This window comes from Mycobacterium helveticum, from assembly GCF_007714205.1.
Lineage (GTDB): Bacteria > Actinomycetota > Actinomycetes > Mycobacteriales > Mycobacteriaceae > Mycobacterium > Mycobacterium helveticum.
In genome coordinates, this window is the sequence record NZ_VMQU01000152.1 from 1 (window position 1) to 11,553 (window position 11,553).

The 11,553-nt window shown below is 72.1% G+C and carries 12 protein-coding genes and 1 pseudogene; 9 read left to right on the forward strand and 4 right to left on the reverse strand.

The window, feature by feature from the left end; translation table 11 throughout:
* The first annotated feature begins 159 nt into the window (after positions 1–159).
* The 5 genes from FPZ47_RS23930 (at position 160) to deoC (ending at position 2,839) form a co-directional block, all read left to right on the forward strand.
* Positions 160–591, forward strand: coding sequence for a helix-turn-helix domain-containing protein (locus FPZ47_RS23930; RefSeq protein WP_144955508.1), 432 nt, complete (start codon positions 160–162; stop codon positions 589–591).
* A gap of 167 nt (positions 592–758) precedes the next feature.
* Positions 759–1,352, forward strand: coding sequence for a heparin-binding hemagglutinin HbhA (gene hbhA / locus FPZ47_RS23935; protein WP_144955512.1), 594 nt, complete (start codon positions 759–761; stop codon positions 1,350–1,352).
* 83 nt (positions 1,353–1,435) lie between these two features.
* Positions 1,436–1,720: a DUF2516 family protein gene (locus tag FPZ47_RS23940; protein ID WP_144955556.1), complete on the forward strand. Its 285-nt coding sequence runs from the start codon at positions 1,436–1,438 to the stop codon at positions 1,718–1,720.
* Positions 1,721–1,724: 4 nt separating this feature from the next.
* Complete coding sequence (locus tag FPZ47_RS23945) at positions 1,725–2,159, forward strand: DUF2599 domain-containing protein (RefSeq protein WP_144955515.1); 435 nt, start codon at positions 1,725–1,727, stop codon at positions 2,157–2,159.
* A complete protein-coding gene (deoC, locus tag FPZ47_RS23950) occupies positions 2,159–2,839 on the forward strand; it encodes a deoxyribose-phosphate aldolase (RefSeq protein ID WP_144955518.1) in 681 nt (226 codons plus the stop codon). The genes FPZ47_RS23945 and deoC overlap by 1 nt, the downstream gene beginning before the upstream one ends.
* 39 nt (positions 2,840–2,878) lie before the next feature.
* Here the strand turns inward: deoC and FPZ47_RS23955 are convergent, their stop codons facing one another.
* Genes FPZ47_RS23955 through FPZ47_RS23965 form a run of 3 tightly spaced genes read right to left on the reverse strand, consistent with a single transcriptional unit; the run spans position 2,879 to position 5,332 of the window.
* Complete coding sequence (locus FPZ47_RS23955; RefSeq protein WP_144955523.1) at positions 2,879–3,922, reverse strand: LmeA family phospholipid-binding protein; 1,044 nt, start codon at positions 3,920–3,922, stop codon at positions 2,879–2,881.
* Positions 3,919–4,761 (reverse strand): carbon-nitrogen hydrolase family protein, encoded by an 843-nt coding sequence (locus FPZ47_RS23960; RefSeq protein WP_144955526.1) that lies wholly within the window; start codon positions 4,759–4,761, stop codon positions 3,919–3,921. The genes FPZ47_RS23955 and FPZ47_RS23960 overlap by 4 nt, the downstream gene beginning before the upstream one ends.
* A 46-nt stretch (positions 4,762–4,807) precedes the next feature.
* On the reverse strand, positions 4,808–5,332 hold the full coding sequence (locus tag FPZ47_RS23965) for a DUF2505 domain-containing protein (protein ID WP_144955529.1): 525 nt from the start codon (positions 5,330–5,332) through the stop codon (positions 4,808–4,810).
* 26 nt (positions 5,333–5,358) lie between these two features.
* On the opposite strand from FPZ47_RS23965, the gene FPZ47_RS23970 reads away from it, so the two are divergent.
* On the forward strand, positions 5,359–6,471 hold the full coding sequence (locus FPZ47_RS23970; protein WP_144955532.1) for a UDP-N-acetylmuramate dehydrogenase: 1,113 nt from the start codon (positions 5,359–5,361) through the stop codon (positions 6,469–6,471).
* A 40-nt stretch (positions 6,472–6,511) separates the two neighbouring features.
* The gene (locus tag FPZ47_RS23975) at positions 6,512–7,891 is read left to right on the forward strand and encodes a L,D-transpeptidase (protein ID WP_210419983.1); all 1,380 of its coding nucleotides are present in this window, start codon (positions 6,512–6,514) and stop codon (positions 7,889–7,891) included.
* On the opposite strand, the gene FPZ47_RS23980 is transcribed toward FPZ47_RS23975, so the two are convergent.
* Entirely contained in the window at positions 7,875–8,624 is a 750-nt protein-coding gene (locus tag FPZ47_RS23980; protein ID WP_144955537.1) for an SDR family NAD(P)-dependent oxidoreductase, read from the reverse strand. The two genes, FPZ47_RS23975 and FPZ47_RS23980, sit on opposite strands and share 17 nt — an antisense overlap.
* A gap of 246 nt (positions 8,625–8,870) precedes the next feature.
* Here FPZ47_RS23980 and FPZ47_RS23985 point away from each other — a divergent pair, with 246 nt between their 5' ends.
* Together FPZ47_RS23985 and mshA are read left to right on the forward strand one after the other, a co-directional pair.
* A complete protein-coding gene (locus FPZ47_RS23985) occupies positions 8,871–10,082 on the forward strand; it encodes an ROK family transcriptional regulator (protein ID WP_246133550.1) in 1,212 nt (403 codons plus the stop codon).
* Positions 10,083–10,153: 71 nt separating this feature from the next.
* A pseudogene (gene mshA, locus FPZ47_RS23990) lies at positions 10,154–11,553 on the forward strand (D-inositol-3-phosphate glycosyltransferase); the annotation flags it as partial.

Sequence of the window (11,553 nt, forward strand, 5' to 3'; positions counted from 1 at the left end):
CCATGCCTGTCGAGGATCACCGTTTCGCGGGCATTCTTACGTGATGCACCGAGGGCGTTTCGCGGGCACTTCCCGTGATGCTTGCCGAGTGCTTGCAAATGCAAGCACTGTTCCGTACGCTGGTGTCGTCCACCCCGCCCGACGACCCAGGAGTGCGCAATGCCAGCGGAGGAGAAGCTCACCGCCAAGGTGTCCACGGCGGCCTCCGACATGGCCTCCGACATCGGTAGCTTCATCCGGAGCCAGCGCGAGCTCGCTCAGGTGTCGGTGCGGCAGCTGGCCGAACGGTCCGGCGTCAGCAACCCGTACCTCAGCCAGGTGGAGCGCGGATTGCGCAAACCGTCCGCCGACGTCCTGAACCAGATAGCAAAGGCGCTGCGGGTTTCGGCGGAGGTCCTCTACGTGCGGGCGGGAATCCTGGAGCCGGGCGAGGCGAGCCAGGTCCGCGACGCGATCGTCACCGACACGGCGATCACCGAGCGTCAGAAGCAGGTCCTGCTCGACATCTACGCCTCGTTCGCCCACCAAAACGAAGCCGCTCTCGACGAGGGCGCCGACGGGCCCGCCGGGGACCCGGCGACGCATAGATAACCGGTCCCCGGGCTATGCAGAACCATCGGGAGGTCTTCCGGCACATGCACATCATGTCGCAGTGCGGCTCTTGACGACCGCCGCGGCGGCAACCGACGGTGCCCCTGACTTTTCGACAGACCAGGGAATAACCGCAGACAACGAAAAAAACCAGGAAAGGAAGAATCATGGCAGAAAACGCGAACATCGACGACCTACGGGCCCCGTTGCTGGCGGCGCTGGGCGCGGCCGACTTGGCGCTGGCGACCGTCAACGACCTGATCGCCAACATGCGCGACCGCGCCGAGGAGACGCGCACCGACACCCGCAGCCGCGTCGAGGAGCGCCGTGCCCGCCTGGCCAAGCTGCAGGAGGACCTGCCCGAGCAGCTGACCGAGCTGCGCGAGCGGTTCACCGCCGACGAGCTGCGCAAGGCCGCCGAGGGCTACATGGAGGCGGCGACCGGTCGGTACAACGAGCTCGTCGAGCGCGGTGAGGCCGCGCTGCAGCGGCTGCGCAGCCAGCGGCCCTTCGAGGACGCCTCGGCGCGCGCCGAGGGCTACGTGGACCAGGCCGTCGAACTGACCCAGGAAGCGCTGGGCACGGTGGCGTCGCAGACCCGCGCGGTCGGGGAGCGGGCGGCCAAGCTGGTCGGCATCGAGCTGCCCAAGAAGGCCGAGGATTCGGCCAAGGCCGTCGCCAAGAAGGCGCCCGCCAAGAAGGCGCCCGCCAAGAAGGCGCCCGCCAAAAAGGCGCCCGCCAAGAAGGTCACCCAGAAGTGAGCCGGGGTCCGGCTCGCCCGTCGGGCGACCCGGACCACCCGAAGTCGACGATCGGGGCGGCGCCCGCATACCCTTGAGGGGTGATGAACGTCGTCAATACCATCATGCTGGTGCTGCTTGTCGCCGTAGTGGTGACGGCGGTCTACGCTTTTGTGCATGCGGCGTTGCAGCGGTCAGACGCTTACACAGCGGCCGACAAGCTGACCAAGCCGGTCTGGTTGGTCATCCTCGGCGGGGCTGTGGCGGCAACGTCTGTCCTGTATCCCGTTCTCCAGGTGCTCGGGATGGCGATCGCGGCCTGCGCGGCCGGTGTTTACCTGGTCGACGTCCGGCCCAAGCTCCTCGAAGTCCAGGGCAAGTCTCGCTAGCGGGATGAGAGCCCTGCCGGCTGCGCTGACCGCGGCGCTCGTCGCGCTGCTGGGTCCCTTACCCGCGACCGGGGCCGACCCCGGTCGCGGCGCGGACGGCTCCCCGCTGCTGTCGCCGCCCTACGTCGATCACACGCAGTGGACCCGGTGGTCCGGCATGCCACGGTTGCGGGTCTTCCCGACACCGGCCGGGCGGGTGACCTCCCTGCGGCCCGGGACGGCCGACGAGGCCGACGAGGCCTGGTCCGAGGTGCTCGCGCTGTCGCCGAACGCCGGCACCCCCGGCATGCGGGCGCAGTTCGTCTGTCACTGGCAGTACGCCGAGTCGGCGCTGCCCGGCAAGGTCAGCTGGAACCTGGAGCCGTGGCGGCCCGTGGTCGACGACGCCGACATGGTCGCGGCGGGATGTAATCCCGGCGGCGCGGACGACGGCTCCTAGTGGCGGGCCGACCCACCCGGGCGCAGCTGGCGGCGCTGGTGGACCACACCCTGCTCAAACCCGAGGCCACCGACGCCGACGTGACGAGTCTGGTCGCCGAGGGTGTCGAGCTGGGCGTGTGCGCGGTGTGCGTGTCGCCGTCGATGGTGCCGGTCGCGGTGCGGGCCGCCGGTCGCGGTGTGCGGATCGCGGCGGTGGCCGGCTTCCCGTCCGGCAAGCACGTGGCGGCGGTCAAGGCGCTCGAGGCGGGTCGGGCCGTGGCCGACGGTGCCGGCGAGATCGACATGGTCATCGATGTCGGTGCGGCGCTGAGCGGCGACGTCGACGCGGTGCGCCGCGACATCGAGGCGGTGCGCCGCGCCGTGCCCGGGGCCGTGCTCAAGGTGATCGTCGAGTCGGCGGTGCTGTTGGGCCGGTCCGGGGAACGCGCGCTGGTGGACGCCTGTCGCGCCGCCGAGGCGGCCGGTGCCGACTTCGTCAAGACCTCGACCGGGTTTCACCCCGCGGGCGGGGCGTCGGTGCGCGCGGTCGCGCTGATGGCGCAGGCCGTCGGCGGCCGGCTGGGGGTCAAGGCCAGCGGCGGGATCCGCACCGCCGCCGACGCGCTGGCGCTGCTCGATGCCGGCGCCACCCGGCTCGGCCTGTCCGGCACCCGGGCGGTGCTCGACGGGCTGGGTTGAGCCGAAGAGCCCGCCCGGACACCGACGTCCCGCCGAGACTCAGAGGTTGGCGAAGCAGGGATCCTGGCCGCCGCCGCTACCGTTGGGGATCGTCGCGTTCTGGGTGGAGAACTTGCTCACCACGCCGGTGTCGGTGACCTGCACGTTGTCGGCGTGAATCCCCAACGGATAGTTCTGGGTCAGCTTGGTGGTGAAGTTGTCCAGCGTCGACTGCACGGATTCCTTCGGCATCGTGAAGCCGAGCGCATTGAACGTCTGGATCTGCAGCTGCAGCCCCTTGCCCTGCACGATCGGCTTGGCGGTGATGTTGTCGAGCATGCCTTTCATCTCGATCGTTCCGTCCTTGGGGTGGGTGGTCACACTGTTGGTGACGAACGGACCCAGGACCGGGATGGAGTTCTGCACCGTCTGCTTGATGCCTTCGGCCGTCCAGGTGATGGTGGCGTCCAGCGATCCGATGGTGCCCTTGGAGTTGGCGGACGACTTGAGTTGGACGTCTTTGATGTCGATGGCGATCTTCATGCCCTTGGCGTCGCGGATCTGGTTGCCGGCCGTCGACACCGAGATGTTGGTGAAGTGCTTGGTGGCCAACTGCCACAGCATCAGCGGCGTCACCCCGAACGACGCGGTGGCCTTGTCCCTGACCTCGCAGGCCACCGCCTCGGCGACCTTGGTGTCGGCCACGTGGCGGGCGTAGAGTTCGGCACCCACCAGCCCCCCGAGCAGCAGCGCGAACACGATGATGCAGACCAGAAGGATGGACAGCGGGTCACGCAGGAAGCGTCGTTTCCGCTTTCTCCCCGCGGGGTCTTCGTTGGCTCCGCCCACCCGTTCCGGCGGCGCCGTGGGCGGGTTCGGCGGCGGGGTGTAGGGGGGACGCTGCCGGGGTGCATGCGGCGCGCCCAGCTGATCGGTCCGGCCGGGCTGCTGACCGGGGGCCGGAGCCGGCGGACCCTGGGACGGGTCGCCGGCGGGCATCCGCTCGGTGGGCCGCTCGGTGGGTGGTTGACCGAAGGGACCCTGGTCGCCGGGACGGGACCACGTCGGCCGGCCCTCGTTCGGTGGTCCTTGTGGGTTCGTCACTCAACCGATTCTGCCCTATCGGCGCGCGCAAACGCGGAGTGGTTGCGCAGCACCGCGATGGCGTCCCGCGCCCGGGTCACCCGGTCGAGGTCGATGTCGGCGACCAGCAGTTGCGGGTGCGGCCCGGCCGACGCGACCACCTCACCCAGCGGCGAGGCGACCAGGCTGCCGCCCACGCCGGTCGGCGCGCCCGCGGCCCCCAGGGCGTGCCCGGGGTCGGCCTGGCCGGCCGCCGCGACGTAGCTCATCGAGTCCAGCGCGCGGGCCCGGGCCAGCAGCGTCCATTGCTCGAGTTTGCCGGGGCCCGCCCCCCAGGACGCGCAGACGACGATCAGCCGGGCGCCGCGCCGGGCCAGCTCGGTGTAGAGCTCGGGAAACCGGACGTCGTAGCAAACGCTCAAGCCCACCCGGACACCGTCGACGGTGATCACCACCGGCTCGTGCCCGGGCGCGACGGTCCGCGACTCGGTGAACCCGAAAGCGTCGTAGAGGTGGATCTTGTCGTAGTGCGCCCAGAGCTGATCCGTGGGCTGGTTGGGGGACCCGGGCCCGGCCGCGATCAGCGTGTTAGTCACCCGCCCGTCGCCGGACGGGGTGAACATGCCCGCGACCACGGTGACACCGAAGTCGGCCGCGATCCGCCGCACGCCGGTTGCCCAGGGGCCGTCGATCGGCTCGGCGACGGGCGCCAGCGGGACGCCGAACCGGCACATGGTCGCCTCCGGGAACACCACCAGCTTCGCGCCCGCGTCGGCGGCCCGGCCGGTGTACTCGCCGACCAACTCCAGGTTCGCCGCCGGCTCGGTGCCGCTGAGGATCTGCGCCAGGGCGATTCGCATGGGCGCCAGCTTAGGCGGCGGTCACGGCCGGGCGGCGCGACCGGAGTCAGCTGGTGCCGGCGATCCACTCGGCGGTGAAGCGCTGTTCGGCCGCCACCAGCTCGGCCAGCCGGGTGCCGATGATCTTCTCCACCTTGCCGCCGATGATGGGCGCCCGCACCTGCACGGTGATGCGGAAGTCCAGCCGGGCGCCGCCGGACGGGGCGGCCGGCGACAACTCGGCGGTGCCCCACACGTTCACCGGGGCGTCCACGATCTGCCCCGCGATCGATGCCGTCGCGGCCCCGTCGGTGACCGGGCCCCAGGTCTCCTCGCGCCTGATGCGCAAATCGCCCCGGTGCAGCTGCGTGACCATGGCCGGCAGGTTGTGACTGCGCACCACCTGCAGGGTGACCACCTCGATGGTGGCCCCGTCACCGGACCGGCCGCCGAGCCGGATCGACTCGAGCTTGGCCTCGTCGACGGGAATGTCGGCCAGCCGGGCCCGCCAGTACTCCTCCTCCTGGAAGGCGCGGTGGATGTCTTCGACGCCGCCCGGAAAGTCGGCGGACAAGTCGAATGAACGCGGCATAGCTGGTCAGGCTACCGTTACGGCCCATGACGAGGAGCGGTGCCGGTTCCCGCTACGCCGGCGCGCAGGTCGCCGAGGCGGTGCCGCTGGCGCCGCTGACCACGTTGCGCGTCGGCCCGGTGGCGCGGCGCCTCATCACCTGCACCAGCACCGAGCAGGTGGTCGCGGTCGTGCGGCAACTCGACGCCGAGGTCGGCGGCGGCAGCACCGGCCCCGATGCCGGCCCGTTCCTGATCTTTGCCGGCGGCTCCAACCTCGTGATCGACGACACTCTGACCGACCTGACCGCGGTGCGGCTGGCCGGCGCCGCCATCACGGTCGAGGGCAACCTGATACGCGCGCAGGCCGGCGCGGTGTGGGACGACGTCGTCGTCACCGCCGTCGAGCACGGACTGGGCGGGCTGGAATGCCTGTCCGGCATCCCGGGATCGGCGGGGGCGACCCCGGTGCAGAACGTCGGGGCCTACGGCGCGGAGGTGGCCGACACCCTCACCCGCGTCCGGGTGCTCGATCGCGGCAGCGGCGCGGTCCGCTGGATTCCGGCCGGTGACCTGGGCTTCGGCTACCGCACCAGCGTGTTCAAGCGGGCCGGCCGGGCGGGGCGCGGAGCGCCCGCGGTGGTGCTGGAAGTGGAATTCGCGCTGGACCCGTCGGGACGCAGCGCGCCGCTGCGCCACGGCGAGCTGACCGCCGCGCTGGACGTGTCCGGCGGCGAGCGCGCCGACCCGGGCTCGGTGCGCGCCGCGGTGCTGGAGTTGCGCGCCCGTAAGGGCATGGTGCTCGACGCGGCGGACCGCGACACGTGGAGCGTGGGGTCGTTCTTCACCAACCCGGTGGTCGCGCCGGGCGTCTACGAGCGGCTGGCCCGCGAGGGGCCGATCCCGCACTACCCGGCCCCGGACGGGATCAAGCTGGCCGCGGGCTGGCTGGTGGAGCGGGCCGGCTTCGCGAAAGGGTTCCCGGACGACGCCGCGGCGCGCTGCCGGCTGTCCACTAAGCATGCGCTGGCCCTGACCAACCGTGGCGGGGCGAGGGCCGCGGACGTGATCGGACTGGCCCGCACGGTGCGCGACGGGGTACGCGACGTGTTTGGCGTCACATTGCGGCCGGAGCCGGTGCTGTTCGGCTGCACGCTTTAGCTGTTGGTTTCCGGCGGGGGCGCGCGGTTCGCGAGTTGTCGTGGACCGGGCCGGTCGTTGTCTCCCGGTATCTTTGGTGGGCGTGAGCAGATCCAGCGCCCCGCCGCCGATCAACCGGCGCCTGGCCCTGGCGGCTCTCGGGCTCGGTGCCGTCGCCCCGGGCGTCCTGGCCGCCTGCGGCGGCACCGTGACAAGGCACGTCCAGAAGAACGAACCGCCGGCGCCGCAGCTGAAGTTCCAGCCGGCCGACGCCGCCGCCAACGTGGTTCCGACCGCCTCGATCAGCGCCCAGGTCGGCGAGGGCTGGTTCCAGAAGCTGGCCCTGACGACGTCGGCGGGCAAGGTGGTCGCCGGGGTGTTCAACGACGACCGCACCGCTTACACGATCACCGAGCCGCTGGGCTACGACGCGACCTATACCTGGAGCGGTTCGGTGGTCGGCCACGACGGCAAGGCGGTTCCCGTCGCGGCCAAGTTCAGCACCGTGACGCCCACCAAGGCGATCGACGGGGCATTTCAGCTGGCCGACGGCCAGACCGTCGGCGTCGCGGCGCCGGTCATCATCCAGTTCGACGCGCCGATCAGCGACAAGGCCGCCGTCGAGAAGGCCATCGCCGTCACCACCGACCCGCCGGTCGAGGGCGGCTGGGCCTGGCTGCCCGACGAGGCGAAGGGCTCCCGCGTGCACTGGCGCCCCCGCGAGTACTACCCGGCGGGCACCTCGGTCGTCGTCGACGCGAAGTTCTACGGCGTGCCGTTCGGCGACGGCGCCTACGGGGCGCAGGACATGTCGCTGAAGATTCAGATCGGCCGGCGCCAGGTGGTCAAGGCCGAGGTCACGTCGCACCGTATCCAGGTCATCACCGACGCCGGCGTCATCATGGACTTTCCGTGCAGCTACGGCGAGGGCGACAAGGCCCGCAACGTGACCCGCAACGGCATCCACGTGGTCACCGAGAAGTACTCCGACTTCTACATGTCCAACCCGGCCGCCGGCTACACCAACGCCCACGAACGCTGGGCGGTGCGGATCTCCAACAACGGCGAGTTCATCCACGCGAACCCGTCCAGCGCGGGCGCGCAGGGCAACAGCAACGTCACCAACGGCTGCATCAATCTGTCGACGGCCGACGCCGAGGAGTACTTCCGCAGCGCGATCTACGGCGACCCGGTCGAGGTGACCGGCAGCCCGATCGAGCTGTCCTACTCCGACGGCGACATCTGGGACTGGGCCGTGGATTGGAACACCTGGATGGCGATGTCGGCGTTGCCGCCTCCGACGGCCCACCCGCCGGCGAGCCAGATCCCTGTCACCGCGCCCGTCACCCCGTCGGACGCCCCCACGCTGTCCGGGACACCGACCACGTCGACGAACACGAGTACCTCGCCGGCCCCGACGTCCCCTAGCGTCGGCGGTTGAACCTGCCGGCCGACGCCTGGTCGCGCGGCCGGATCACGACCAGGTCCAGGTCGACGTGGGCCGGCCGGGAGGCCACGAAACCGATCACCTCGGCGACGTCGGCGGCCACCAGCGGCGTGATGCCCGTATAGACCGCGGCCGCGCGCTGGTCGTCGCCGTCGAAGCGGACCCGGGAGAACTCGGTTTCGACCGCCCCCGGAGCTATCTCGGTGAGCCGCACCGGTTTTCCCAGCAACTCGCCGCGCAGCGTGCGGTGCAGCGCGCCCTGGGCATGCTTGGCCGCGGTGTAGCCGGCGCCCCCGTCGTAGACCTCGAACGCCGCGATCGAGGTGACGGTGACGACCAGTCCGTCGCCCGAGTCGACCAGCTTGGGCAGCAGCGCGCGGGTGACCCGCAGCGTGCCCAGCACGTTGGTCTCCCACATCCACCGCCAGTGCTCGAGGTCGGCGTCGGCGACGGACTCCAGCCCCCGCGCGCCGCCGGCGTTGTTGACCAGCACGTCGACGCGATCGACCGCATCGGCCAGCGCGTCGACCGCCGCGTCGTCTGTGACGTCCGCCACAATCGCGGTCCCGCCGACCTCGGCGGCCAGGGTCGCGACCCGGTCCGCCCGGCGGGCCACCGCGATCACGTGGAACCCTTGCGCGGCAAGGGTTCTGGCCGTCGCCTCCCCGATCCCGGAACTGGCGCCGGTGACTACCGCGACCCGTCGGTCCCCGCCCGCTGTCGTCATCGGAGCCACTCTAGTGAACGTGCTAAATTCCCGATGTGCACCCCAGCGCCCTGTCCAGCACGAGCACCGCGTGTCGTTTCGCGGGTCGCTCGTGTTGTCGCCGCGCACTTTGCCGCTCCTGACTTTTCAGGCGTGGCCAACGACCGGCCATCGTAAATCGGACAAAGGACGCTCGTGCGACATACCACCCTCACCTCAGGCCGGCACGGGGCCGGCCGCGAGACCCACGCGCGGCCACACCACCGGATCGTTCCGCCGGCCCTGCACCTCGCGGACTCCGCGGCCGCATCCGTCTTTCGTGCCGTGCGGTTGCGCGGCCCCGCCGCGCGTGACCTCATCGCCGACATCACCTCGCTGAGCATCGCGACGGTCAACCGGCAGGTCACCGCGCTGCTGGATGCGGGACTGCTGCGGGAGCGCGCCGACCTGGCCGTCGCCGGGGCCATCGGGCGTCCGCGGGTGCCCGTGGAGGTCAACCACGAACCGTTCATGACGCTGGGCATGCACATCGGGGCGCGGACCACCAGCATCATGGCGACCGACCTGTTCGGCCGCACCCTGGACACGGTCGAGACGCCGACGCCGCTGCATCCCGCCGGGACGGCGCTGGCCTCGCTGGCCGACCACGCCGCCCGGTATCTGCGGCGCTGGCACCGGCGCCGCCCGCTGTGGGTGGGGGTGGCCATCGGGGGCACCGTCAACGGCGCGACGGGCCACGTCGACCACCCGCGGCTGGGCTGGCGCCAGGCCCCCGTCGGGCCGGTGCTGGCCGACGCGCTGGGCCTGCCGGTATCGGTGGCCTCGCACGTCGACGCCATGGCCGGCGCCGAGCTGCTGCTCGGCCTGCGGCGGTTCGCGCTCAGCTCGCCGACCAGCCTGTACGTCTACGCGCGCGAGACCGTGGGTTATGCGCTGGTGATCGGCGGCCGCGTGCACTGCCCGGCCAGCGGCCCCGGCACCATCGCGCCGCTGCCCGCGCACTCCGAACTGCTCGGCGGCACCGGGCAGCTGGAGTCCACCGTCAGCGACGAGGCGGTGCTGGCCGCCGCGCGGCGGCTGCGGATCATGCCCCCGGACCCCGCCAACGGGTCCCCCGGCGCCATCACGGACCTGCTGCGCGCGGCCCGGGCCGGCAACCGGCAGGCCGCCGAGCTGCTGGCGGAGCGCGCGCGGGTGCTCGGTGAGGCGGTGGCGTTGCTGCGCGACCTGCTCAATCCCGACGAGCTCGTGGTCGGTGGCCAGGCCTTCACCGAATACCCCGAGGCGATGGACCAGCTCAGGGCGGCCTTCGCCGGCCGCTCGACGCTGCCGGAGCGCGAGATCCGCGTCACCGCCTTCGGCGACCGGGTGCAGGAAGCCGGGGCGGGGACGGTGTCGCTGGCCGGCCTGTACGCCGACCCGGTGGGCGGCATGCGCCGGGCGAGGGCAGCGGTGACCCGGCCCGGGCCGTCCGCGTGACGAGCCGGTGCGACCAGCGCGCTTGGGCCGCCCGCGGACCCGTCCTGTAAAGATGAACCCGTCCTGTAAAGATGAAAGAGTGCGGCACGACGACGTCTCCCGGCCATCCGGCGACAAGGCGGGCCGTTTTGCGGTGATCCCGCGCCGGGTGGCGCTGCTGGCGGTGCACACTTCGCCGCTGGCCCAGCCGGGCACCGGCGACGCCGGCGGCATGAACGTCTACGTGCTGCAGAGCGCGCTGCACCTGGCGCGCCGGGGCATCGAGGTGGAGATCTTCACCCGCGCCACCGCCTCGGCCGACCCGCCGGTCGTGCGGGTGGCGCCGGGTGTGCTGGTGCGCAACGTGGTCGCCGGGCCGTTCGAGGGTCTGGACAAATACGACCTGCCCACCCAGCTGTGCGCGTTCGCGGCCGGGGTGCTGCGGGCCGAGGCGTCCCACGAGCCCGGGTACTACGACATCGTGCATTCGCATTACTGGCTGTCGGGGCAGGTCGGCTGGCTGGCCCGCGACCGCTGGGCGGTGCCGCTGGTGCACACCGCGCACACGCTGGCCGCGGTGAAGAACGCGGCCCTGGCCGACGGGGACGCGCCCGAGCCGCCGCTGCGCACGGTCGGGGAGCAGCAGGTCGTCGACGAGGCCGACCGGCTGATTGTCAACACCGAAGACGAAGCGAGACAATTGGTTTCGAACCACCATGCCGATCCGGCGCGCATCGACGTGGTCCACCCCGGGGTGGACCTCGACGTGTTCCGTCCGGGTGACCGCCGCGCCGCCCGCAGCGCGTTGGGACTCCCGCTCGACGGTCAGCTCGTGGCCTTCGTCGGCCGGATCCAGCCGCTGAAGGCGCCCGACATCGTGTTGCGGGCGGCGGCCAAGCTGCCGGGGGTGCGCATCGTCGTGGCCGGCGGCCCGTCGGGCAGCGGGCTGGCCCGCCCGGAGGGCCTGGTCTCACTCGCCGACGACCTGGGCATCAGCGAGCGGGTGACGTTCCTGCCGCCGCAGTCCCGCGCAAACCTGGCCACCTTGTTCCAGGCGGCCGACCTCGTTGCGGTGCCCAGCTATTCGGAGTCGTTCGGGCTGGTCGCCATCGAGGCCCAGGCCTGCGGCACGCCGGTGGTGGCCGCCGCGGTGGGCGGGCTGCCGGTCGCGGTGCACGACGGGGTCACCGGCACCCTGGTGGCCGGGCACGACATCGACGACTGGGCCGCGGCCCTCGGTGACCTGCTGTTGCTCGGGAACGGCCCGCGGGCCGGGGCGATGAGCCGGGCCGCGGTGGCGCACGCGGGCCGGTTCTCCTGGGAGAACACCACCGACGCCCTGCTGGCCAGCTACCGGCGCGCGGTCGGGGAGTTCACCGCCGGGCGCCGGCGCCGCGGCGGTGCGCTGTCGTCGGACCGGGCGTGGGGGGGGGGGGCGCCCCCCCGGGGGGGGGGGGGAGGGGGGGGGGGGGGGGCCCCGCCCCCCCCCCCC